We start from the raw sequence: 23729 nt of genomic DNA, 5'->3' as shown, positions 1-23729 counted from the left end.
GATGGCCCCGAAGAACGCTTCCGCCCGAAAGCCGCTGATGGCCGGGAACTGGAAGATGAACAACAACCACCTGGAAGCCATCGCGCTCGTCCAGAAACTGGCCTTCGGGCTCAAGGAGGCCGACTACGACGCGGTGGACATCGCCGTCCTGCCGCCGTTCACCGACCTGCGCTCGGTGCAGACGCTCGTGGACGCCGACAAGCTCGACCTCTCCTACGGCGCCCAGGACGTGTCCCAGCACGCGTCCGGCGCCTACACCGGCGAGGTGTCGGCCGCGATGCTCGCCAAGCTCGGCTGCTCCTACGTCACCGTCGGGCACTCCGAGCGGCGCGAGTACCACCACGAGGACGACGCGCTCGTCAACGCCAAGGCGCGGGCCGCGCTCGGCGCGGAGATCACGCCGATCGTGTGCGTGGGGGAGCGGCTGGAGGTCCGCGAGGCGGGCGAGCACATCGCGCACTGCGTCGCGCAGGTCGACGGCGCGCTGCAGAAGGTCACCGCCGAGCAGGCGGCCGGGCTCGTCATCGCCTACGAGCCGGTCTGGGCGATCGGCACCGGCAAGACCGCGTCCGCGCAGGACGCCCAGGAGGTCTGCGCGGCGATCCGCGCCCGTGTCGGCGAGCTGTACGACGGTGACACGGCCGCGCGGATCCGTATCCTGTACGGCGGGTCGGTCAAGGGCGCGAACATCGCCGGGATCATGGCCCAGTCCGACGTGGACGGCGCGCTGGTCGGCGGTGCCAGTCTCGACCCCGGCGAGTTCGTCAAGATCTGCCGGTACCGGGACCTTCCGGCCTGATCCGAACGGATTGATTCGGTCTGTCCCGGGGGTTCTTGCCGAACCAGACGTCCGTTCGTCGTACCCTTCGTACCTGACGGGCAAACGCCCGGCTCGACGCTCGTCCCGCATCCGAGAACGCCCCGCCCCGGCGGGGGTGGCCAGAGAAGGCGCTGAACTGTGATCATCGCAACGTCCATCGTGCTCATCGTCGCGAGCCTGCTGATGGTGGTCCTCGTCCTGATGCACAAGGGCAAGGGCGGCGGGCTGTCCGACATGTTCGGCGGCGGCATCTCGTCGTCGCTCGGCGGTTCGTCGGTCGTCGAGCGCAACCTGGACCGCCTGACGATCGGTCTCGGGATCATCTGGCTGGCGTCGGTCGTGGTGCTGGGCCTGCTGTTCAAGAGCAAGGGCGCCTGACCGGCCGCCGAGACATGCGAGCGCCGCGGCACCGTCGGGCGGACGGACGCGGCAACACTGAGCGAGGAGTAGTCCGTGGGTAGTGGCAACGCGATTCGGGGCAGCCGTGTCGGGGCCGGGCCGATGGGAGAGGCCGAGCGCGGCGACGCGGCCCCCCGGGTCTGGGTGACCTTCTACTGCGCCAACCGGCACGAGACCCGGCCGAGCTTCGCGACCGACGTCGCGGTGCCGGAGACGTGGGACTGCCCGCGCTGCGGCTTCCCGGCCGGGCAGGACAAGGACAGCCCGCCGGCACCGCCGAAGACCGAGCCCTACAAGACGCACCTCGCGTACGTGAAGGAGCGGCGCAGCGATGAGGACGGCGAGGCCATCCTGGAGGAGGCCCTCGCCAAGCTGCGGGCCAAGCGCGCCGCGGTGAAGCGCGCGCTGGAGGCCGCCGGGCGCGGCTGAGCGACGAGCGACCGCGGGGCCCGCGGGGAGGGCGCGCCCTCCCCGCGGGCCCCGTCGCGTCTTCCGGGCGCGCACGCGGCCCGCTAGGCTGGACGGCAACGCGACTGGCGCAGTCAAGGTGGATCCGACCACCGGGAAGCGAACCGTCCGCACACCGCGCGCCTGGGTGTACGGGTCCCCACGCCGGGGCCTCGTACCGTCCCGGCGGCGAAGCAGCGGAGGCGTCCATGCACCAGCCGTCCCTTCCCCACCTGCACGGCCAGGACCCGAGCGTCGCCGGGCTGGTGGAGGCCGAGGCCCGCCGGCAGTTCGAGAAGATCCGGCTCATCGCGTCGGAGAACTACGTGTCGCCCGCCGTGCTGGAGGCGACCGGCTCGGTCCTCACCAACAAGTACTCCGAGGGGTACGCGGGCCGCCGCTACTACGAGGGCCAGCAGAACATCGACCCGCTGGAGCTGCTGGCCGTCGAGCGCGCCCGGACGCTGTTCGGCGCGGAGCACGCCAACGTCCAGCCGTACTCGGGGTCGCCCGCCAACCTCGCCGTCTACGCGGCGTTCCTGGAGCCGGGCGACACGGTGCTCGGGCTGTCGCTGCCGATGGGCGGCCACCTCACGCACGGCTGGACGGTGTCGGCGACCGGCAAGTGGTTCAACGCCGTCCGCTACGAGGTCCGCCGCGACACCGGCCGCGTCGACATGGACCAGGTCCGCGAGCTGGCGCTGCGCGAGCGGCCCAAGCTGATCTGGTGCGGCGGCACCGCGCTGCCCCGGACGATCGACTTCCCGGCGTTCGCCGAGATCGCGCGCGAGTGCGGGGCGGTCCTGGCCGCCGACATCGCGCACATCGCCGGGCTCGTCGCGGGCGGCGCGCACCCCTCGCCCGTCGGGCACGCCGACGTCGTCACCACCACGACGCACAAGACGCTGCGCGGGCCGCGCGGCGCGATGATCCTCACGACCGGCGAGCACGCGAAGGCGGTCGACCGGGCCGTCTTCCCCGGCCTTCAGGGCGGCCCGCACAACCACACGACCGCCGCGATCGCCGTCGCGCTCGCCGAGGCGGCCCGGCCCGACTTCGCCGACTACGCGCGGCGGATCGTCGCGAACGCCGCCGCGCTCGCGGACGCGCTGCTGGAGCGCGGCTACGACCTGGTGTCCGGCGGCACCGACAACCACCTGATCCTCATCGACCTGACGAACAAGGACGTCGCCGGCAAGCCCGCCGCCCGCGCGCTGGACGAGGCGGGCATCGAGCTGAACTACAACGCCGTCCCGTTCGACCCGCGCAAGCCGTTCGACCCGTCCGGGCTGCGCATCGGCACCGCCGCGATCACGACGCGGGGCCTGACGCCCGACCTGATGCCGCGCGTCGCGGCGTGGTTCGACGACGTGGTCGTCGCGGCGGCCAAGGGCGACACGACCGTCGCCGACCGCGTGGCCGCCGAGATCCGCGACCTGATGGCCGCCTACCCGATGCCGGGCTGGGCGTCGCTCGGCTGACGCAGCACGCTGATCATCCGCCAGGCGGCGGCGTCGGTGACGGGCACGTCGCCGAAGTCGCCGTACTGGGCGGCGATCTCCAGCCGTCCCGACAGCCGGACGGCGGCGGCCAGCTCCGTCGCCGTCCAGAACCGGTAGGGGACGACGTCGCGGATCGTGCGCGGCTCCGCCCCGGACTCGATCGTCATGACGACGCGGTCCGGGGCGATCTGCGTCACGGGGTCAAGGACGTCCTCGCGCCCGCCCCAGCGCACCGACGCCCGGACGCCGTCGCGCTCGACCGTCCACGCCGTGCCGACGCTCGGGTCGCCGAGCCGGTCGCGCGGGTGCGACATCTCCAGGACGTAGAGGCCGCCGGGCGCCAGGTGCCCGGCGGCGCGGTCCAGGTGGGCGACGAACGCGTCCAGCGTCATGAGGTGGGACGTCGAGTCCAGCATCGTCACCACGAGGTCGAAGCGGCGGCCGAGCGCGAACGCGGTCATGTCGCCGCGCACGACGTCGATCGCGACGCCCTCGCGCGCGGCCCGCTCGCGCGCGTACGCGCACATCGCCGGGTTCAGGTCGAGCGCGGTGGCGGCGACGCCCCGGCGGGCGAACGCGCGGGCGTGCTCGGCCGGGCCGGCGGCGAGTTCCAGCACCGATCCCGGTGTGCCCGCGCCGTGCCGCCGGCACCAGCCGAGCACCGCGTCGACCTCCGGTTCGACGTCGCGGAAGGAGCAGGCAAGCTCGTAGGCCCAGGGGTCGTCATAGATGCCGGTCACCCCGCAATCCTGCCAGGGCGCGTCCCGGCGCCCGGCCGTCCAGCCGCAGCCGGATCTCCACCACGGCGGGCTCCTCGGTGCGCAGCGTCCGGCCGCCGAGCGCGGTCAGCAGCCGCCGCATCGTGGCGTTCTCGCTGAACGTCGTCGCGCGCAGTTCGACCAGGCCCCGGTCGCGGCCGAGTTCGGCGAGCATCCGGGTGAGCAGGCGGCCGAGGCCCCGGCCCTGCCAGGCGTCCTCGACCAGGAACGCCAGTTCGGCGACGCCCGGTTCGAGGACGTGGATCAGGTGGGCGAGCGCGAGCACCGACCCGTCCGGTCCTTCGGCGACGAGCGTCAGCCCGTGCCACGGCTCGCAGAACCGCTCGATCGCGCGGCGCGGCAGCGACGGCTTGGCGCTGAAGTAGCGCATCCGCCGCGTCGCCTGCGAGCAGCGGTCGTGCATCGCGGTGATCGCCTCGACGTCGCGGGTCTCGACCGGGCGGACGACGACCGCCGTGCCGTCGCGCAGCACCACCCGCCGCGACGCGGGCAGCGGCCCGGCGGCGGGCAGCACCGCCCGGACCATCGCGTCGGCGCGCGCCGCCTCGGTGGTCGTGAAGGGCAGCCCGGAACGGCGCACCAGCACGGCGCGGCGCTGCCCGACCGGCACCACGAGCGCGGCGGGGTCGTCGTCGGTCTCGGCGGCGGTGGACCAGCGGGCGTCGTCGGCGCGCAGCAGCTCGGCGAGGACGTCCGGCAGCGTGTGCGGCTCGGCGCGCAGCCGGGCGGCCAGGACGAGCGCGCGGGTCGTCTCGTCCACCAGCTCGCGCGGCCGGGCGGGGGCGACGGCGGTGCGCAGCGCGCCCGCGCCCGCGAGCGCGCGCCCGAGGTCGTCCGCCGCGGTGTCGCCGCCGGGGACGTCGACGATGAACTCGTCGACCACGCCGTCGGGGCCGAGCTGGACCGAGAGCCCGAGGATGTTGGCGCCCCGCCGGGCCAGCGCGGCGGTGAGCAGGGCCAGCCGGCCCGGACGGTCCTCGATCTCGGCGCGGACGCGCAGCAGCGGCATGGCGGACGTTCCTTCCGGTGACGGTGAACGTGTACTGACTCACCTTGACCGTGAGGTGTTACGGATTCGCTACGCCGCCGTGAGCTGATGGTTTCACATAGCGGACAGGGGCTTGAGCGCCCGCCGTCCAGCGCCTAGCGTGCAAGGGGTGATCGAGCCTCTGCGCGATGGCCGTCCGGATCAGCACCCCGACGGCGGGCGGCTGCCCGCCCTCCGTCCCGCCCTCCTCAGCGAGGAGCAGCGCGACGTCTACACGGCGATCACGGAGGGGCCGCGCGGGGACCGTGCCGCGCCGTTCGCGGTGGCCGACGACGAGGGCAGGCTCCACGGCCCGTTCAACGCCATGCTCTACACCCCGCACGTCGGGATGCCCTTGCAGGAGCTGGGCGCCGCGCTCCGCCACCGCACCGCGTTCACCCGGCGCGAGCGGGAGATCGCGACGCTCGTCGTCGCCGGGCACTGGCGGTCGGACTTCGAGTGGTACGCGCACGAGCGGCTCGGCCGCCGAGCCGGGCTCACCGAGGACGAGCTGACCGCGCTGCGCGAGGGCCGCGCGCCGCTGCTGGCCGACGTCCGCGAGCGCGTGGTGTACGAGGCGGCCCGGCAGCTCTCGGCCGACGGCGATCTCGGCGACGCCGTCTACACCGAGGCCATCGCGGCGCTCGGCCGCGCGGCGCTGGTCGAGCTGGTGACGCTGGTCGGCTATTACGCGGGGCTCGCGTTGCAGATGCGCGTGTTCCGGACGGGCGTCCCGGCGGGGGAGAAGGCGCCCGACTGGCCGGACCGCGATGCGTGACGTCCTGCGCACGGCCCGGCTGACGCTGGCGCCGGTGAGCATGAGCGACCGCCGCCGGCTGCTCGCGCACTGGACCGGGCCGCTCGTCCGGGAGCACCTGCCCGGGGCGCGCGGCGTGACCGGGCCGGCGGTCACCGAGATCATCGCGGCCAGCGAGCGCGGGTTCGCGCTGCGCGGCTACGGCCTGTGGACGCTGCGCCCGGTCGGCGGCGGGCCGCTGCTCGGCGTCGCGGGGCTGCGCGCGCACGGCGACCGCGCCGCCGAGATCGTCTGGAGCCTGGAGCCGGACCGGTGGGGACGCGGGCTCGCCGAGGAGGCGGCCGGGGCGCTGCTCGGCCACGCGTTCACGGCGACGGGCCTGCGCCGCGTCACCGCCGAGGTCGACGGCGCGGTCACGGCCGAGGTCGCCGGACGGCTCGGGATGCGCCGCGTGCGGCACGACCCGGGCGGCGCGGTCCACTTCGCCGCCGACCGCGCGGACGCCGGTCAGGCCGACAGCATCGCCTCGATCTCCCGCGCCGGGGTGGCCCCGGCCATCATCTCGCCGCTCTCGAACACCAGCGTGGGCGTGGAGATCACCTGAAGCTCCTCGGCGGCCAGCCGGAGCCGGGCCAGCGGCGTGTGCGGGTCCGGGTCGTCGGGCGGCGGCGTCTCGTCGGTCATCCACGCGTACCAGGCGGCGGCGCGGTCGGGCGCGGCCCAGATCCGCCGAGCCGTGTCGTCGGAGCCCGGATAGATCTCCAGCGGCAGCAGCAGCGTGTGGACGGTCACGTCCCCGACGCGCGACAGCTCGTCGCGGACCAGCGCCCGCGTGTTCGGGTCGCGCGGGTCGCCGAACAGCGCGAGCCGCCGCGACCCGTCGCCGCGCACGTCGGTGAAGGCCAGGTCGAGCGGCAGCTCGCCGAACCGCACATCCGCCATGTCCGCATCCCCCCGAAGTCGGTACCCGGTGGATGTACCCGGCTCGCGCGGACGGGAATCGCCGCAGGTCAGCGGCGCACGTGCGCGATGGCGGCGGCGCGGTCCCGCACGAACCCCTCGGGGTCGCCCGCGGCCATCCCGGCGATCTTCCCGCCGAACTGGCCGTAGCCGCTGTAGGACGCGGCGAACAGCGCCGCGTACCGGATGCGGGGGTCGTCGTCGGCGAGCGCGGCGGCGATGCGGCGGTGGACCTCGTCGTCGAACTCGTGGGCGGCCAGGCCGAGGCGGAGCATCGCCTGCCCGCGGGCGCGGGCGTCGGGCGCGTCGTCCACGGCCGCGCACAGCTCCTTGACGGTCCACGCGTCGAGCGCCTCGGCGGCCTGCCCGGCGACGGCCTCCACCGCCTGGCGCCCGCCCGCCAGCCGGTAGTGGCCGATGCCGAACATCGCGTCCTCGCCGTAGTGCAGCGCGGGGCCGTCGGCCTGCCAGGTGACCCGGCCGTCGGTCCCGGCGGCGCGGTCGCGCTCGGTCACGCCGGTCATGGGCCAGCGCAGGAGCTGCGCGAGGGCGTCCACGTCCTCGACCGTCGTTCCGGGGCGGAGCACGCGCCGCGGCGTCTGGAAAAGATCACTGCTGGGCATGCGGGGCATTGTGCAGCCGTGACCGGGCCGTCCGCCACCGGAACGCGACAACCGGGCATGATCGGCGCGGTCCGCTCAATTGATCTCGCGCCGGTTCAGCCGGACGACGCCCGCCGCGAGCGGGACCGCCAGCCACACCGCGAGCGCCGTCGCGACCCGCGCCCACTCGCCGGACGTGACGCCGACGTCGCTCAGCGGCTCGGTCGCCCGGCTCAGGTCGACCCAGCCGAGCGGGCCGCGCAGCCGGTGGACGGTCTGGGTGAGCGTCGTCAGCGCGACGGGCAGGACGAAGTTCAGCGTGATCGCGAGCGGGGTGTTCATCAGCAGCATCCCGAACGCCATCCCGGTGAGGACGCCGGTGACGGCGAGGAGCGCGGCCGTCCCGACGACGAACGACGGAAGGTGCCAGGAGCCTTCGGACCGTCCGACGAGCCCGCCCGCGCCGCGTCCCGCGACGGCCGTGGCGAGCGTGACCGGCAGGGACGCCAGCCCGAGCACCGCCCCGGCGAGGAGCTTGGCGACCGCGACCCGCCACCGGACGGGCACGAGCGCGAACGTCGTCAGCGCCGTCCGCTGCGACCACTCGGCCGTCACCGCAAGGATCCCGACCACGGGCAGCAGGAGCTGCGGGCCGAGCTGCGCGATGGAGAACATGTCCTGGAGGCCTTGGTCGCGGCCGGGCGAGGTGGCGATGACGATCGGCACGGACACGACGCCGGTCAGCGCGACGAGCGCGAGCAGCCAGCGGCCCGCGCGCGTGTCGGTCATCTTGCGCAGTTCGACGCCGGTGAGCCGGGCCAGGGACGGCCGGGGCGGGGCGGCGGCGGGGGAGACGGCGAGGGCGGTCATGCGACGGGCTCCCGGTCGGCGGTGAGGGACAGGAACAGGTCTTCCAGGCCGTCCCCGGCGGGCCGCAGCTCCACCAGGACGGCACCGGCCGCGGCGGCGGCGCGGCCCACCCGCGCCGCGTCGGCGGCGACGGTGAACGCGCCGGACGGGTCCGGGGCGGCGGGCAGGCCGGCGGCGGCGAGCGCGGCGGCGAGGGCCGCCGGGTCGAGGCCGCGCACGAGCGTCCCGGCGCGTCCGGCCAGCAGGTCGGCGGCGGTGCCCTGCGCGACGACGCGGCCCCGCGCGACGACGACGAACCGGTCCGCGACCGCCTCGACCTCGCGCAGCAGGTGCGACGACAGCAGCACGGTGCCGCCCTTGTCGGCGAACCCGCGCAGCAGCGTCCGCATCCAGCGGATGCCCTCGGGGTCGAGGCCGTTGGCGGGCTCGTCCAGGATCAGGACGGACGGGTCGCCGAGCAGCGCCTGCGCGATCCCGAGCCGCTGCCGCATGCCGAGCGAGTACGCCCGGACGGGCCGCCGCGCGGGCTTGCCCGCCAGGCCCACCATGTCGAGCATCGCGTCCGCGCGCCGGGGCGGGACGCCGATGAGCCGGGCGGTGAGGGCGAGCGTCTCGCGTCCGGTCCGCCCGCCGTGCTGCGCGGCCGGGTCGAGCAGGACGCCGACGTGCCGGGCCGGGTTGGCGATCCGCCGGTACTCGGTGCCCGCGACGGTCGCGGTGCCCGACGTCGGCGGCGTCATCCCGCAGATCATCCGCATGGTCGTGGACTTTCCGGCGCCGTTCGGGCCGAGGAACCCGGTGACGGTGCCGGGCGCGCACGCGAACGTCATCCCGTGGACGGCCGTGACGTCCCCGTACCGCTTGCTGAGGCCGGTCACTTCGATCATGCGGTCCAGCCTCGCCGGGACGGCCGGGCCGGGGCATCGCCCGAAGGTCGCTCGCGCCGGGCCGAAAGTAGCGTCCGGGCCGAACCGTCGGGTCGCGCCGAGCGTCCACGGTCTTGTCCGCGCCGCGATCATGGAAGGCTGCTCCCGTGCCCCTGCCCCCTCCCGACGCCGTCTGGTCCGAGGCCGCCGCGATGGCCGTCCTCGCCGCAGCGGTCCCCGAGCTGTCCTACGCGGGGTTCGACGTGCGGCCGGACGGGTTGCGGCTGCGCGACACCGGCGACGGCTGGTGGGCGATCACGCGGATCGCGGGCGGGCGCGCGGTCCTGTACGGCAGCGGCAGGGCGGCCTTCCACGCGCCGCCCGTGGACGTCCTCGGCGGGGGACCGGACTGGCTGCCGTGGGACCTGCTCGTCGGGCTCCTGGACGAAGATTCCGGGCTGGGGTTCGTCCGGTGGTGGGACGGCACGTCCTGGTCCCACGCGCCGCTCCCGGAGCACCTGGCGGACAGCGTCGCTTACGTCGACGGAACCACCGAGGACCTCTACCTCGACCTGGCGGACGTGGAGGACCCCGGCGCGGCCCTGGAAGCCCTGCTGGACGCCGCGCGGGCCGGGACCGTGGACCGGGCCGTCATCGAGGCGCTGGCGGACGCACCGGACGTCACGGCCGCCCTCGCCGTCGCCGAGCGGGCGGGCGTCGGCCCCGGCGCGGAGCGTCCGGAGATCCCGGCGGGGACGGGCGAGCCGCCGGGCCGCCGCGTCCCGCTCGCCGATCCCGCCCAGGCCGGCGGCGTGCTCGCGCTGGCGATGCGCGACGCGGCCGAACGCGAGCGGCCCGCGCCCGCGCCGGGCCCGGAGCTGGACGCGGTCGTCGAATGGGTGCGCGCGGCGGGCGCCGTCACGGCCGCCTACGTCGGCCACGAGCGGCGCGGGTTCGCCTACGCCGCCGCGTCCGGCGGCTGGCTCGACCCCGACCTGTCCGACCTGCTGACGGCCTGGCGGGAGGCCGAGGCCGATCCGGAGCGGGGCCGCTGGACGCACGCCCGCGTCTGGGTCGCCGACGACGCCGTCACCGTCGAGCGCGTCTACGACCACCTTCCGGCCTGGTGGGAGCAGGACCACCTGCCCGAAGCGCAGGTCGAGGCCCTGCGCGCCGAGGTCGCGCGCCGCGCCCCCGGCTGGCGCCCGTCCTGGGCGGCCCTGCTGGACGAGGACCTGCTGCGCACCGGAGTGCCGCCCGAGCTGTGCTGGCGTCCCCGGACGACGCCGGACGCCGCGAGCCTCCTGCGCAGCGGCGCGCTGCGGACCGCGCCGCGCGAGGTGTGGGAGGCCGTGCGCTCCGCCGTGGTCGCGCTGGCCCGCGCCGACGCGGCGGACCTGGCCGCGCTCGTCGCGGCGGAGCCCGCCGGGCCCCGCCCGGACGGCGAGCGGACCCGGTGGCTGTGGCTTCGGATGCTCGCCGACGCCGGGGCCGTCCTCCCCGCCGCCTGGTTCGCGACGGTCGGCGCCCGCTGCCCGGAACCGGCGCTGCGGCGGCTGCTGGAGCGGGCCGCGCTCGCGCCGGGCGTCCCGTCCGCCGACGTGCCGCGCGACGTCGCCCGCACCGCCGAACCCGAACCCGGCCGCGACCCGGGCTGGAACACCGCGACCGACTTCGCCGCCTTCCGCCTCGACGGCGAAGGCTCCCGGAAGGTGTTCTCCCTGCGCCTCGGCCAGTTCCTCCGGGACATCGGGACGTACGCCAACGTCGACTACACGACCGTCCTGGACCGGATCCGGACGGCGCAGGACCCGATCCCCGCCCTGCTGCGCGCCCGGATCGACGCCGCGCGCGAGCGGGCGGCGCGCGGCGGCCTGCCCGCCCTGGACGACGGTCTCGCCGAACTCGCGCCCGCCGCCTGCGCGGGCCTCCCCGAGGCCGCCGACGGTCTCACGGTCACCGACCCGGTGGACGCCCTGGCCGCCGCGCTGCGCACCGGCCTGCCCGCCGAGCTGACCTTCCCGTTCGGACGGCCCGTGCCCGTCCGGGCGAGCCACCCGGTGATGGTCGTCCAGCACGGTGACCGCCTGACCGTCACCGACGACTATCTCGGCCGCGCCCGCGTCTACGGCCCGGACGGCGAACTGCTCGCCGAGCCCGTCCCCGTGCCGCCCCTGTTCCCGGACCGGAGACCGCCCGCGCGGTACGACGGCCCGCTGCTCTGGCACGACGGGACGGCCCTGCGCACATCCACCTACGACCGGACGGCGGGCGCCTGGCGCACCCTGCGGATCGACGGCGTCACCGACGACCGCGACGCGCTGCTCACCCGCGACCCGGACACCGCCGACCTCGGACCCGCCCCGGCGGCGACCGCCGAGGTGACGTTCCCCGGCGCCGACCGGCCCACGACCGTGCGCGCCGGAGACGGCCGGCTGACCCTGCACGCGCCGGACGGCACCGCGACCGCCCGGGTGCCGTTCGGGATCGTCCAGGCCGTCGCGCGCGACGGGTCGCCGGTCCCGCCGCCCGGCTGGTGGCCGCATCTGCGGCCGGTGGACCCCGCCGGATCGGCCGTGCTGCGCCGGATCGGCCGCGCCGCCGCGCGGGAACTGGCCGAGGCGGCGCTGATCGGCCCGGTGGAGGCCGCGCGGCGGCTGGACGCCCTGCTGCCCGAGATCACCGATCCGGGCCTGCGGACGGCCGTCCTGGACCAGGCCGCGCTGGCGGCGCGCTGCCTGCACCGGATCGCCGCGCTGGGCCTCCCGGGCGTCCCGGACCTGCTGGCGCCCGCGCCCGGCCCGCCCGTCCGCCGGTTCACCGGGATCGTCGCCGGGGGACGCGCGCTGGCGAACGTCCTGGAGCGGGCGATGCAACGGCCGCCGGGACAAGTCCACGTCACCGACCTCCCCGACCTCGACCGCCGACCGCTGCCGTTCCTGCGGCTCGGCGCGCTCGCGCTCGGCGTCGTCTGGCCGTGGGTCACGCCCTACGCCCGCTCCCGCGACCTGGACGAGCTGAGCGCCTGGGCCGCGACTCCGCTCGGCGACGGCACCGGCCGGTGGTCGGAGGTGCGGCTCACGGGACCCGGCGACGGCCACGGCGGCGAGGTGTGGCGGCTGCCGGACTCGGCGCTCGTGATCCTGCGCGGCGACCGCCCCGCCACCGCGCTCCGCTACACGCCGGACGGGGAGTTCACCGACACCGTCCCGCCCGGCTGGGAGTGGAACGCCCGGCTGCGCCACGGCTGGGGCTCCCCGGACGCCGTCGCCGCCCTCGGCCGCCTGCTCGCCGAACGCGGCCCGCTGCCGCCCGACCCCGCCTGGGCGCTCGACCTGGCCGACCGCGCCGGGATCTCCCGCGCGGACGCCGCGCACGCCTGCTTCGGCGAACCCGGCGACGTCCCGCCCGAGATCGCCGGCACCGGCCGCCCGGCGCTGTCCACCGGCGTCCGGACCCGGCTGCGCGAGCTGATGATGCCCGACGACCCGGCCGTCCTGTGGACCGAAGGCCCCGACGTCGCCCGCGCCGCCGCCTGGTTCGCCGCGCGCGGCTAGCCGGGCTCGACGCCCCGCACCAGCAGCGCCACCTGGACGCGGTTGTTCAGCTCCAGCTTGGCGAGGATGCGCGACACGTGCGCCTTGACCGTCGCGACGCTCAGCGACAGCTCCCGGGCGATCTCGCCGTTGGTGCGGCCGAGGCCGACCAGGTCGGCGACGGCGCGCTCGCCGCCGGTGAGCCGGTCCAGCAGCGCCGTCGCGCGCTCGCGGCGCGGGTCCGCGCCGGTGTCGGCGACGTAGGTCATCATGCGGCGCAGCACGTCCGGGGACAGCATCGGCTCCCCGGCCGCGACCCGGCGGACGGCCCGCAGGATCTCCTCGGGCGGGGTGTCCTTGAGCAGGAACCCGCCCGCGCCCGCGCGCAGCGCCCCGACGATGTGGTCGTCGGTGTCGAACGTGGTCAAGATGATGATCTCCGGCGGCTCGGCGCGGGACCGCAGCCGCTCGGTCGCGGCGAGCCCGTCGAGCCGGGGCATCCGGATGTCCATGAGGACGACGTCGGGCCGGTGCCGGTTGACGGCCGGGATGACCTCGGCGCCGTCCCCGACGCTGTCCACGACCGTCATGTCCCCGGCGCCGGACAGGATCATCGAGAGCCCGGTCCGCACGAGCGCGTCGTCGTCCACGATGAGCACGCGGATGGGAGTGTCCACGCGATCACCCTAAGGGCCCGGCCGGGCCCGCGCGGCCCGGCCGGACACCGGGCGTCAGAGCTTCGTGCCCGTCACGGACTTCCCGAGCGCGCTGCCCGCGAGCCAGTCCTGCCAGGACTTCGCCCACGGCGTCGGCCCGTTGCCGAACCGGAGCTTCCGGGTCGTGCCGCTGATCTGGATGACGTCGCCCCGGTTGGTGAAGTTGTAGAACCACTTCGCGTCGGTCGGCGACGCGTTCACGCACCCGTGGCTGACGTTCGCGTTGCCCTGCGAGCCGACCGACCACGGCGCGGCGTGGACGAACGTCCCGCTGTAGGTCAGGCGGACATTCCAGTCGGTGGGCGTCCGGTACGCGCCGGGGTCGCCGGTGGTGGCCGAGTCCATGACCATGTGCGGCGTCTTCTCCTGCGCGATCATCGTGCCGGAGTAGCTGTCGTCGCCGGGCTTGCCGAGGCTCACCTTCATCGTCCGGACGGTCGAGCCGCCCGACGTCACGACCGCCTCGTGCGCGTTGGCGTCCACCTTGGTGATGTGCCGGGGGCCGACGGTGAAGTTCAGCGTCCGGTCCTTCGTGCCGTACACGCCGTCGGCGACCTTCAACCCGGCCAGGTGCGCGACGACCCGGACCTTCTCGCCGCTCGGCCAGTACGTCCGGGGCCGGAAGTCGACCTCCCGGTCGCTGATCCAGTTCCACGCGCCCTCGACGGGCGTGGACATCCTGACCTCAAGCGACCGCTCGACCGCCGCGCGGGCCGCCTTCGTCGCGACCGAGCGCGACAGCAGGAGCTGCACCGGCATCCCGACGCCGACCGTCTCGCCCTCCAGCGGCGACATGCCGCTCTCCAGCTTCTTCGCCGGCTTCAGCGTCGTGAACGTGGACGTCGCCGTGACGGGCTTGCCGTCCGCGTCGCCCTTCGCCGTCACCGTGTAGGTGGTGGACGGCTTGAGGCCCCACGTCGTCCGCCACGTCTTTCCGTCGGCGGCGAGCGTCCCGGCCGCCTTGCCGCCCTTGGCGTCGGCGACCGTCACCTCGGTGAGCCGTCCCGCCTTCGCCTGGACCGTCACGGGCTGGTCCGGCTGGACCTGCTGTGTCCCGTTCGCCGGGGTGATCGCGGGCGGTGGCGCCTCGGCGGCCTTCACCGCGCCGCCGCTCGTCCCGCCGCCGCCCCCCGACGAGCACCCGGCGGCTCCCAGCACGACCGCTCCGGCGATGACCGCGCCCGCCGTGACCGCCTGACCCCTCTGCACGCTTGCCTCCTCGCGGATCCCGCCCACGCGGATTCCCCCGCCCGCCAGGGTATGCGGCGAACGGGGGAGCGCGTCCCCGGGTCGGGGAACCGGGATCAGGAGCGCGGGACCTCGGCGGCCGCCGCCGCGTCGAGCAGGAACAGCGTGCGGTGCCGTCCGCGCGCCCCGGCGGCGGGCGCCTCGGCCGGGTCGGCGCCCGAGAGCGACCGGCCGACCGCCTCGGCCTTGCCCGCGCCCGCCGCGAGCACCCACACCTCCCGCGCCGCCCGCAGCACGGGGAACGTCAGCGAGATCCGGGTCGGCGGCGGCTTGGGGGAGTCGCGGACGGCCGTCACGACGCCCTCGTCGCCGAGCGCGGCGTTCCCCGGGAACAGGGACGCCACGTGCGCGTCCGGGCCGATCCCGAGCAGCAGGACGTCGAACGACGGCACGAGCCCGTCGCTCCCGCGCAGCTCGGCCGCGTACCGGGCCGCCGCCTTGTCGACGTCGTCGCCGTCCGGGCCGTCGGTCGCGGGCATCGGGTGGACGCGCGCCGGATCCAGCGGGACGCGGTCCAGCAGCGCCTCCCGCGCGCCCGTCTCGTTGCGCTCGGGGTCGCCGGACGGCAGGAACCGCTCGTCGCCCCACCACACGTCCAGACGTCCCCAGTCGATCGCGTCGCGGGCGGGGGAGCGCTCCAACGCGGCGAGCACGGACGTCCCGACGCCGCCGCCGGTCAGCACCACCGACGCCGAGCCGCGCGCGGCCTGCGCGTCGGTGAGGCTCGCGACCAGCCGCGCCGCGACCGCCGCCGCGAGCACGTCGGCGCCGGGGTGGACGACCACTTCCGGGGCGGCGGCGGTCACGCCTCGTCCGCCTTCTTGGTGCTGCGCGACGTCGACCGCTTGCCCGGACGCTCGGACTGGGCGCGGGCGGCCTCCTCGGTGCGGCCGATCGGCGGCGTGTGGGTCTCGGCGGCGGCCGACAGGTCCTTGGCGAACCGCTCGGCGGCCTCCTGGTACGGCTCGTCGGGGTCGAGCCGCCGCAGTTCCTCGGCCAGCAGGTCCGACATCGGGCGCCGCAGCAGCGACACCCGCCGGTCGGGCTGGCCGGGCCGGGCGAGCGTGGCGACCCGCCCGTCCGGACGGGACACCACGAGGTCGCCGCCGGTCGTCGTCAGCGTCACTCCAGTGATGCCCGGGCCGTCGGACACCTCGCGCATGATGTCCACGCCGAGCCGCACCGACAGCCACGACGCCAGCAGCTCCGCGCTCGGGCTGTCCGGCTCGGCCGCCACCGAGCCGCCGGTGACGGGGTCGTGGTCCTGGTCGAGGATCGAGGCCAGCAGCGTCCGCCACGTGGTGATGCGCGTCCACGAGAAGTCGGTGTCGCCCGGCCGGTAGCCCTCGGCGAGCCGCGCCAGCGTGCCGAGCCGGTCGCGCGCCGCGTAGGCGTCGGTGACGCGCCGCGACGCCAGCCGCCCGAGCGGGTCCAGCGCGGGCGCCTTCGGCACCTTGCCGCCCGGCCACCACGTCACCACCGGCGTGTCCGGCATCAGCAGCGGCACGACGACCGAGTCGGCGTGCTCGGCGAGCGGCCCGTACATGCGCAGCAGGACGGTCTCGCCCGGCCCGGTCTCGCCCATGCGGATCTCGGCGTCCAGCCGCGACGAACTGCCGCGCGCGTCGCGGGAGATCACGGTCAGGACCCGGCAGGGGTGCTCGCGCGCCGCCTCGGTCGCCGCCCGCACCGCGTCGTACTGCGCCGACTCGTCGGTGACGATGATCAGGGTCAGCACCATGCCGACGGCGGGGCCGCCCATCAGGTGCCGGGCCTGGGTCAGCGCGTCCTGTATCGCCCGGGTCGTCGTCCCGGTGAGGTCGATGTTCATCGTCAGAGTCGCCTCCACGCGCGCCCGTCGCGCGCCATCAGTTCGTCCGCGCTGTCGGGGCCGTAGCCCCCGGACCGGTACTGGTCGACGTGCCCGCGCCCCGCCCAGAAGTCGGTGATCGGGTCGAGGACCTGCCAGGACAGCTCGACCTCCTCCTGCCGGGGGAACAGCGGGGGGTCGCCGATGAGGACGTCCAGCAGCAGCCGCTCGTAGGCCTCCGGCGAGGACTCGGTGAACGACTCCCCGTAGGCGAAGTCCATGTTCACGTCTCTTATCTCCATGGACGTGCCCGGCACCTTGGACCCGAACCGGACCGTGATGCCCTCGTCCGGCTGGACGCGCATCACCAGCGCGTTCTGGCCCAGTTCCTCGGTGTCGGTGTGGGAGAACGGCTGATGCGGGGCCTTCTGGAACACCATCGCGACCTCGGTCACGCGGCGGCTGAGGCGCTTGCCCGTCCGCAGGTAGAACGGGACGCCCGCCCACCGCCGATTCTCGATCTCCAGCTTGACCGCCGCGTAGGTCTCGGTGCGCGACGACGCAGGGATCCCGTCCTCCTCCAGGTACCCCTTGACGTTGCGCCCGCCCTGCCAGCCCGCCGCGTACTGCCCGCGCGCCGTGCTGAGCGCGAGGTCGCCGGGGACGCGCACCGAGGACAGGATCTTCGCCTTCTCCGCGCGGACGGCCTCGGCGCTGAACGACGTCGGCTCCTCCATCGCCGTCAGCGCGAGCAGCTGCAGCAGGTGGTTCTGGATGACGTCGCGCGCGGCGCCGATCCCGTCGTAGTAGCCCGCGCGCCCGCCGATGCCGATGTCCTCGGCCATCGTGATCTGCACGTGGTCCACGAAGCCGCGGTTCCAGATCGGCTCGAACATCGTGTTCGCGAACCGCAGCGCCAGGATGTTCTGGACGGTCTCCTTGCCGAGGTAGTGGTCGATCCGGAAGATCGACTCCTCGGGGAACACCCGGTGGACGGTCGCGTTCAGCTCCTGCGCGCTCGCCAGGTCGTGCCCGAACGGCTTCTCGATCACCACCCGGCGGAACCCGCCCGAGCCGTCGCTGTTGGCCAGCCCGCTGTTGCGGAGCTGCTCGACCACCTCGGGGAAGAACTTCGGGGGGATCGACAGGTAGAACGCGTAGTTGCCGCCCGTGCCGCGGCTCTCGTCCAGCTCCTTCACGGCCATCGACAGCGCCTCGAACGCGCCGGGGTCGCCGAACTCGCCGGGGACGAAGTGCATCCCCTCGGCCAGGTGCTCCCAGACGTCCTCGCGGAACGGCGTCCGGGCGTGCTGCTTCACGGCCTCGTAGGCGATCTGGCGGAAGTCCTGGTGGTCCCAGTCGCGCCGCGCGAACCCCACCAGCGAGAAGCCCGGGGGGAGGAGGCCGCGGTTGGACAGGTCGTAGATGGCCGGGAGGAGCTTCTTGCGCGACAGGTCCCCGGTGACCCCGAAGAGCACCAGCACGCTCGGCCCCGCGACCCGGGGCAGCCGTTTGTCCCGGGGATCCCGGAGCGGATTGGGTGTGGTGGTCACGTGGGCGCCCCCTCTTCTCGCACTCTTGGCCCTAGGCGTGGGCGTCTCGCGCCCACTCTTGCAACTTCGCCGTCCTCGCGTCCGCCCGCCGGGACGGCCGGCCGCGAGCGCCGGCCCGCCCGGACCGGGACCACGCCCCTCTCGGGTCGATCCTTCCCGATGGCCGGGCCACGGCAATCCCATCCCCGTGTCACGGGGCGGGCAGCGGGTCGGCGGCCTACCCGCCGTGATCCCGCGTACACCGGGCGCCGGATCACGACAGCGCCACGGCGGCGGCGCGGGCCGCGGCGGCGAGCCGTCCGGCCCCGCCGACCGGGTCGCGCAGGTGCAGATGGACGACCGGGAGCCCCCGCTGCCGCAGCGCCCGCGCCTCGGCGACGCCCCGGGTGAACTGGAGCGTCGCCAGACCGTACGGACGGCCCGGGACCGCGAGGTCGCCGAGCGGGTCGCCCGCGGGCGGGTCGCCGGTGACGACCAGGAACGCGCCCGTCCCCGGCCCGTCCTTGTGGACGGCCCCGGTCGCGTGCAGGTACCCCGGCCCCGGCCCGTAGGCGACCGGACGCCGCGCCCCGCGCGCCAGCGACGGCGCCAGGTACCGGCCGGAGAACTCGCCGGACAGGTAGCTGGCCACCGCGAGGTACCCGGTGCCGGGCACGCGGTCCAGCAGCGCGGTGAGCACCGACTCCAGGTCCGAGCCGCCGCGCCAGGCCAGGTCGGTGTGGATCTCGATGTCGCCGTCCACGGCCACCGGGCGCCCGACGACGGGCCGTCCGCCGGCCGTGGCCTGGAGCATCGTCGCGGCCTGGTCCTCGGCGTCCTGCGCGGACGCGCCGCCCGCCTCGAACGGGTTCACGCCGAGCAGCCAGCCCGCGATGGCCGTCGCGTACTCCCAGACGAGGAACTGCGCGCCGACCGGGCCCCACACCGAGGTGTCGTCGTCCTCGCCCGCCGCGCCCGCCGGGTTGATCGCGACGGCGTGCAGGTCCGGGTAGGCGCGCGGCACGCCGGGCGGCTCGAACGTCACGACGCCCCGGCCGCGCTTGCCCGTCCCGACCGCGAGGAGCTGGGCGATCCACGCCGTCAGCGGCCCCGGGCCGCCGCGCTCACGCAGCAGCAGCTTGTCGCGGGCCAGGCCCTCGGGCCCCTGCTGGGCGCAGCCGCCGAGGATCGCGCCGAGCAGCAGGCCCGGGTTGTCCTCGGTGCGCGACAGGGACGGGACGACCTCGGCGGCCTCGTCCAGCAGCGTCCCCGCGTCCGCCCCGGCCAGCACCGCCGGGACGAGCCCGTACGCCGACAGCGCGCCGAAGTGCCCCGGCAGGTACGGGTCGGTGAGCCCGATCCGGTAGCCGCACTGCCGCGCGAAGCCGTGCAGCGGGCTGCCGTGGTCGGTGACGACGAGGAACCGCGCCGCGATCTCCTTCTCCGACAGCCCCCGCTCGCGGAACGCGGCCGTCAGGATGCGCCGGTAGGCGTCCCCCTCCAGCGACACGCCCGACTTGCTGGCAAGGACGACGAGCGTCCGGTCCAGCCGCTCCAGCGTGAAGCCGAGGCCCGCCGTGTCGCCGCCGTCCAGCACCGTCAGCTCGCCGCCGGCCCCGGGCGGGCGCGCGGCGACGATCGCCTGCGCCGCGAGGGCCTCGGCGCCGACCGCGATGAGCACCACGTGGTCGAGCCCGGACGCGCGGGCGTCGGCGACGAGGCCGTCCACCTGCGCGAGCAGGCCGCGCGACGCGGACGGCAGGTCGAGCCAGCCGAGCCTGCTGTGGTCGACCGCGCGCCGCCCCCACAGCCGCGGGTCCTTGGCGGCGAGGGAACCGGGCACGCCGCAGCTCACCAGGTAGTCGCGCGCCTTCAGGGCGGCGTGCAGCACGTCGCCGCGCGTCAGTACGTCGAATCCGGGCACCGTTCCTCCTGCCCCCATCGTTCCAGGAGAGAAGCGGCATCCGCGACCCAGTGCGCGATCTTCTGGAAACGGGGCGCAAGGCCCGTGCCGCGGAGGCTCGCGGAGACGCCGAAGGCGGGACGGCCGCAATCGGCCGTCCCGCCTCCACCGAATGTCAGGCGGCGGGTCCCGCCTGCTTCTTCAGCTCGTCCTCGACCGAGCCGAGGAGCTGCTTCCAGGACGCCTCGAACTTCTCGACGCCCTCCTCCTCCAGCACCCGGACGACGTCGTCGTAGTCGACGCCGGCGTCCTTCAGCGCGGCCATGTGCGCCCGCGCGTCGTCGTAGGCGCCGGTGACCGCGTCCCCGGCGGGGTCGCCGTGGTCGGCCTCGGCGTCCAGCGTCGCCTCCGGCATCGTGTTCACGGTGCCGGGCGCGATGAGCTGGTCCACGTAGAGGGTGTCGGGCAGGTTCGGGTCCTTCACGCCGGTGGACGCCCACAGCGGGCGCTGTGGCCGGGCCCCCGCCTCCTGGAGCGCCTTCCAGCGGTCCGACCCGAACTTCTCCTCGTACAGCGCGTAGGCCAGCCGGGCGTTCGCCACGCCCGCCTTGGACCGCAGCGCCGCCGCGTCCGGCGACCCGGCCTTGTCCAGCCGCTTGTCGATCTCGGTGTCGACGCGGCTGACGAAGAACGACGCCACCGACGCGATCGTCGCCAGGTCGTGCCCGTTCGCCTTCGCCTGCTCCAGGCCCGCGAAGAACGCGTCGATGACCCCGGCGTAGCGCTCCAGCGAGAAGATCAGCGTCACGTTGACGCTGATGCCCTCGGCCAGCGCGCCCGTGATGGCGGGCAGCCCCGCCTCGGTCGCCGGGATCTTGATGAACAGGTTCGGGCGGTCGACCATCCACCACAGCGCGCGCGCCTCGGCGACCGTCCGCTCGGCCTCGTGCGCCAGCCGGGGGTCGACCTCCAGCGACACGCGGCCGTCCAACCCGTCGGTGCGGTCATAGACCGGACGCAGCACGTCGCAGCCCCACCGGATGTCGTAGGTGGTGATCGCCCGGACGGCCTCCTCCACGTCCACGCCCCGCACCGCGAGGTCGCGGACCTGGCCGTCGTAGGCCGACCCCTGCGACAGGGCCTTGGCGAAGATGGTGGGGTTGGACGTCACGCCCACCACGTGCTTGTCCTTGACCAGTGCTTCCAGGTTGCCCGTCCGCAGGCGCTCCCGGCTGATGTCGTCCAGCCAGATGGACACGCCCGCGTCGGAAAGCCTCTTCAGCGTCTCGCTCATCGCTTCCTCTCCAGAGTCTCGCGAAACGGCGCGGAACGGTCAGTTCCCCGTCGTGGAGCCCTTGCCGTCCCGGCCGGCCTTGATGAGGCTCGACCGGGCCGCGGCCACGACCCGCTCGGCCGTGAGGCCGAACTGCTCGAACAGCGTCTTGTAGTCGGCGGACGCGCCGAAGTGCTCCAGGCTCACCGCCTCGCCGTACTCGCCGGTGTAGATCCGCCAGCCGAGCGCGATGCCCGCCTCGACCGAGACGCGAGCGCGGACGCGGGGCGGCAGCACCTCCTGGCGGTAGGCGTCGTCCTGCTCCTCGAACCACTCGACGCACGGCATCGACACGACCCGCGTCGGGGTGCCGTCGGCCTCCAGCGTCTCGCGGGCGGCGAGCGCGATCTCGACCTCCGAGCCGGTCGCGATGAGGATCACCTCGGGACGGCCGTCGGACGCGTCCGCCAGCACGTACCCGCCCTTGGCGGCGCCCTCGGCGGACCCCAGCTTCGTCCGGTCGTACACCGGCAGCTTCTGCCGCGTCAGCGCGAGCCCGGCCGGACGGTCGGTGTGGCGCAGGATCGTCCGCCACGCGACGGCCGTCTCGTTGGCGTCGGCGGGCCGGACGACGTCCAGGCCCGGGATCGCCCGCAGCGACCAGAGCTGCTCCACCGGCTGGTGGGTCGGGCCGTCCTCGCCGAGGCCGATCGAGTCGTGCGTCCACACGTAGGTGACGGGCAGCTTCATCAGCGCCGCCAGCCGGACCGCGGGCCGCATGTAGTCGGAGAAGATCAGGAACGTGCCGCCGTAGGGGCGCGTCCCGCCGTGCAGCGCGATGCCGTTGCAGATCGCGCCCATCGCGTGCTCGCGCACGCCGAAGTGCAGCGTCCGCCCGTACGGGCCGCCGGGGAACTCCTTGGTCTGGAACTCCTCGGGGACGAAGGACGGCTCGCCCTTCATCGTCGTGTTGTTGCTCTCGGCGAGGTCGGCCGAGCCGCCCCACAGCTCCGGCAGCACCGGCGCCAGCGCCGCGAGGACCTGCCCGGACGCGGCGCGCGTCGCGATGCTCGTGCCCGCCTCGAACTCCGGCAGCGCCTCGGTCCAGCCGCCGGGCAGCGTCCGGGTCGCGATGCGGTCGTACTCGGCGGCGCGCTCGGGGTGCGCGGTCCGCCACGCCTCGTAGGCCTTGCCCCACGCGGAGTGCGCGGCGCGGCCCCGGTCCACCACGGCGCGGGCGTGGTCCAGGACCTCCGGCGCCACCGCGAACGTCTCGGCCGGGTCGAACCCGAGGATCTTCTTGGTGGCCGCGACCTCGTCGGCGCCGAGCGCCGAGCCGTGGATCTTGCCGGTGTTCTTCTTGTTCGGCGCGGGCCAGCCGATGATCGTCCGCAGCGCGATGAACGACGGGCGCGACGTCTCGGCCTGGGCCGCCTCGAACGCCGCCGCGAGGGCCGCGACGTTCTCCGAGTAGTCGCCGTCGGCCGTCCAGTCCACGTGGTGGACGTCCCAGCCGTAGGCGGCGTAGCGGGCGCGGACGTCCTCCGACAGCGCGATCGCCGTGTCGTCCTCGATCGAGATGTGGTTGTCGTCGTACAGGACGACCAGGTTGCCGAGCCGTTGGTGACCGGCGAGGGAGCTGGCCTCGTGGCTGATGCCCTCCTCGATGTCGCCGTCGGAGCAGAACGCCCAGATGGTGTGGTCGAAGGGGGACGTGCCGGGCGCCGCGTCCGGGTCGAACAGGCCGCGCTCGCGCCGGGCCGCCATCGCCATGCCCACCGCGTTCGCGATGCCCTGGCCGAGCGGCCCGGTCGTGGTCTCCACGCCGGCCGTGTGCCCGTGCTCGGGGTGACCCGGCGTGAGGCTGCCCCACTTGCGCAGCGACTTCAGGTCGTCCAGCGTCAGGGGGTAGCCGGACAGGTAGAGCTGGATGTAGAGCGTCAGGCTGGAGTGCCCGCACGACAGGACGAACCGGTCGCGTCCGGCCCAGTCCGGGTCGGTCGGGTCGTGCTTCAGGAACCGCTGGAAGAGCAGGTAGGCGGCGGGCGCGAGGCTCATCGCCGTGCCCGGGTGCCCCGAACCGGCGGCCTCCACCGCGTCCGCGGCGAGAACACGGATCGTGTCCACGGCCCGTCGGTCCAGCTCGGACCATTCAAACGTGCTGTTGTCCCCACTCACGGAACGCCAGGCTCCTCTCACAACCGCTGTACGTAATCGTCGGGTCGGACGCGGGCGGTCGTCCCGGCGGGCCGTGGCGCTCGTTCCGGCGGCCCGCCACGCCGGGCCGCGCGAAGATCACCGCGCCCGGTGCCGAGCCTACCGCTCCACCGGGACGGCGGACCGGGCCGGGAAGTCCGGTCGCGGCCGCGGTGATCAGGGACGTCACCGCAGCCGGATCGGCCGCCTGCATAGGGTGACCCTTGCCCGAAGCGCCGCCGGACTAACCCCCCGCCCGGGTGAACTCGCGGGGGAGCCCCGCGCCCCCCGGCGGCCCCTTCACACGGCGTGACGGCGCGTCCCGGACCCGGTGCGTGACCCCGGGAGGGGGCGGACTACAGTGAGGGCGCGGTTGACGACATCGGCCGCGACAGGTTTCCCGAGCCGAAGTTGCAGCCGGCCCGAGGTGCGGCCCGGAACGCGGGGCCGCCGAGGCGGCATGTGATTTCTCATCCCTAGTTGGAC

General features: G+C 75.1%; 21 protein-coding genes and 1 riboswitch. Of the genes, 7 read left to right on the top strand and 14 right to left on the bottom strand.

Going from position 1 to position 23729, the window contains the following annotated elements; all coding sequences use genetic code 11:
• Window position 1 precedes the first annotated feature (1 nt).
• The 4 genes from tpiA to BTM25_RS28780 all read left to right on the top strand — a co-directional run bounded on the left by tpiA (window position 2) and on the right by BTM25_RS28780 (window position 3147).
• Window positions 2-799 (top strand): triose-phosphate isomerase, encoded by a 798-nt coding sequence (gene tpiA, locus BTM25_RS28795; protein WP_103566816.1) that lies wholly within the window; start codon window positions 2-4, stop codon window positions 797-799.
• 159 nt (window positions 800-958) lie between these two features.
• Window positions 959-1198, top strand: a complete 240-nt coding sequence (gene secG / locus BTM25_RS28790; RefSeq protein WP_103566814.1) for a preprotein translocase subunit SecG — start codon at window positions 959-961, stop codon at window positions 1196-1198.
• Window positions 1199-1273: 75 nt separating this feature from the next.
• The gene (locus tag BTM25_RS28785; RefSeq protein ID WP_103566812.1) at window positions 1274-1648 is read left to right on the top strand and encodes an RNA polymerase-binding protein RbpA; all 375 of its coding nucleotides are present in this window, start codon (window positions 1274-1276) and stop codon (window positions 1646-1648) included.
• A gap of 90 nt (window positions 1649-1738) precedes the next feature.
• Window positions 1739-1823, top strand: a riboswitch (ZMP/ZTP riboswitch).
• Between the two features lie 52 nt (window positions 1824-1875).
• Window positions 1876-3147 carry a serine hydroxymethyltransferase gene (locus BTM25_RS28780; protein ID WP_103566810.1) on the top strand — a complete coding sequence of 424 codons (1272 nt, stop codon included), beginning with the start codon at window positions 1876-1878 and terminating at the stop codon, window positions 3145-3147.
• On the opposite strand, the gene BTM25_RS28775 is transcribed toward BTM25_RS28780, so the two are convergent.
• Both BTM25_RS28775 and BTM25_RS28770 read right to left on the bottom strand, forming a co-directional pair.
• On the bottom strand, window positions 3114-3908 hold the full coding sequence (locus BTM25_RS28775; protein WP_103566809.1) for a class I SAM-dependent methyltransferase: 795 nt from the start codon (window positions 3906-3908) through the stop codon (window positions 3114-3116). The two genes, BTM25_RS28780 and BTM25_RS28775, sit on opposite strands and share 34 nt — an antisense overlap.
• Window positions 3892-4956: a GNAT family N-acetyltransferase gene (locus BTM25_RS28770; RefSeq protein WP_103566807.1), complete on the bottom strand. Its 1065-nt coding sequence runs from the start codon at window positions 4954-4956 to the stop codon at window positions 3892-3894. The genes BTM25_RS28775 and BTM25_RS28770 overlap by 17 nt, the downstream gene beginning before the upstream one ends.
• 148 nt (window positions 4957-5104) lie before the next feature.
• Between BTM25_RS28770 and BTM25_RS28765 the strand changes: the two genes are divergently transcribed.
• Both BTM25_RS28765 and BTM25_RS28760 read left to right on the top strand, forming a co-directional pair.
• Window positions 5105-5752 carry a carboxymuconolactone decarboxylase family protein gene (locus BTM25_RS28765; RefSeq protein ID WP_103566805.1) on the top strand — a complete coding sequence of 216 codons (648 nt, stop codon included), beginning with the start codon at window positions 5105-5107 and terminating at the stop codon, window positions 5750-5752.
• On the top strand, window positions 5745-6335 hold the full coding sequence (locus BTM25_RS28760) for a GNAT family N-acetyltransferase (RefSeq protein ID WP_103566803.1): 591 nt from the start codon (window positions 5745-5747) through the stop codon (window positions 6333-6335). Before BTM25_RS28765 ends, BTM25_RS28760 begins: the two co-directional genes overlap by 8 nt.
• Here BTM25_RS28760 and BTM25_RS28755 read toward each other — a convergent pair.
• The 4 genes from BTM25_RS28755 to BTM25_RS28740 form a co-directional block, all read right to left on the bottom strand.
• Complete coding sequence (locus tag BTM25_RS28755; protein WP_103566802.1) at window positions 6239-6673, bottom strand: DsbC family protein; 435 nt, start codon at window positions 6671-6673, stop codon at window positions 6239-6241. The genes BTM25_RS28760 and BTM25_RS28755 overlap by 97 nt on opposite strands.
• Window positions 6674-6741: 68 nt before the next feature.
• Entirely contained in the window at window positions 6742-7314 is a 573-nt protein-coding gene (locus BTM25_RS28750) for a hypothetical protein (RefSeq protein WP_235828756.1), read from the bottom strand.
• Between the two features lie 75 nt (window positions 7315-7389).
• Window positions 7390-8163, bottom strand: coding sequence for an ABC transporter permease (locus tag BTM25_RS28745; RefSeq protein ID WP_103566798.1), 774 nt, complete (start codon window positions 8161-8163; stop codon window positions 7390-7392).
• Window positions 8160-9050, bottom strand: coding sequence for an ABC transporter ATP-binding protein (locus tag BTM25_RS28740; RefSeq protein ID WP_103566797.1), 891 nt, complete (start codon window positions 9048-9050; stop codon window positions 8160-8162). The genes BTM25_RS28745 and BTM25_RS28740 overlap by 4 nt, the downstream gene beginning before the upstream one ends.
• A 146-nt stretch (window positions 9051-9196) precedes the next feature.
• Between BTM25_RS28740 and BTM25_RS28735 the strand changes: the two genes are divergently transcribed.
• Entirely contained in the window at window positions 9197-12586 is a 3390-nt protein-coding gene (locus BTM25_RS28735; protein WP_103566796.1) for a hypothetical protein, read from the top strand.
• On the opposite strand, the gene BTM25_RS28730 is transcribed toward BTM25_RS28735, so the two are convergent.
• The 8 genes from BTM25_RS28730 to tkt form a co-directional block, all read right to left on the bottom strand.
• The gene (locus BTM25_RS28730; RefSeq protein ID WP_103566794.1) at window positions 12583-13242 is read right to left on the bottom strand and encodes a response regulator; all 660 of its coding nucleotides are present in this window, start codon (window positions 13240-13242) and stop codon (window positions 12583-12585) included. The genes BTM25_RS28735 and BTM25_RS28730 overlap by 4 nt on opposite strands.
• A gap of 54 nt (window positions 13243-13296) precedes the next feature.
• Window positions 13297-14490, bottom strand: coding sequence for a L,D-transpeptidase (locus BTM25_RS28725; RefSeq protein ID WP_103566888.1), 1194 nt, complete (start codon window positions 14488-14490; stop codon window positions 13297-13299).
• A gap of 95 nt (window positions 14491-14585) precedes the next feature.
• A complete protein-coding gene (gene pgl / locus BTM25_RS28720) occupies window positions 14586-15335 on the bottom strand; it encodes a 6-phosphogluconolactonase (protein ID WP_103566793.1) in 750 nt (249 codons plus the stop codon).
• A complete protein-coding gene (locus tag BTM25_RS28715) occupies window positions 15332-16360 on the bottom strand; it encodes a glucose-6-phosphate dehydrogenase assembly protein OpcA (protein WP_103566791.1) in 1029 nt (342 codons plus the stop codon). Before BTM25_RS28715 ends, pgl begins: the two co-directional genes overlap by 4 nt.
• Before the next feature lie 2 nt (window positions 16361-16362).
• Window positions 16363-18075, bottom strand: coding sequence for a glucose-6-phosphate dehydrogenase (zwf, locus tag BTM25_RS28710; protein WP_407923418.1), 1713 nt, complete (start codon window positions 18073-18075; stop codon window positions 16363-16365).
• Window positions 18076-18145: 70 nt separating this feature from the next.
• Window positions 18146-19795 carry a phosphoheptose isomerase gene (locus BTM25_RS28705; RefSeq protein ID WP_103566788.1) on the bottom strand — a complete coding sequence of 550 codons (1650 nt, stop codon included), beginning with the start codon at window positions 19793-19795 and terminating at the stop codon, window positions 18146-18148.
• A 154-nt stretch (window positions 19796-19949) separates the two neighbouring features.
• Window positions 19950-21068, bottom strand: a complete 1119-nt coding sequence (gene tal, locus BTM25_RS28700) for a transaldolase (RefSeq protein ID WP_103566787.1) — start codon at window positions 21066-21068, stop codon at window positions 19950-19952.
• Between the two features lie 39 nt (window positions 21069-21107).
• Window positions 21108-23225 carry a transketolase gene (gene tkt, locus BTM25_RS28695; protein WP_103566785.1) on the bottom strand — a complete coding sequence of 706 codons (2118 nt, stop codon included), beginning with the start codon at window positions 23223-23225 and terminating at the stop codon, window positions 21108-21110.
• Window positions 23226-23729 lie beyond the last annotated feature (504 nt).

The organism is Actinomadura rubteroloni (assembly GCF_002911665.1).
GTDB lineage: Bacteria > Actinomycetota > Actinomycetes > Streptosporangiales > Streptosporangiaceae > Spirillospora > Spirillospora rubteroloni.
This window is presented reverse-complemented; position numbering and strand designations above follow the sequence as displayed.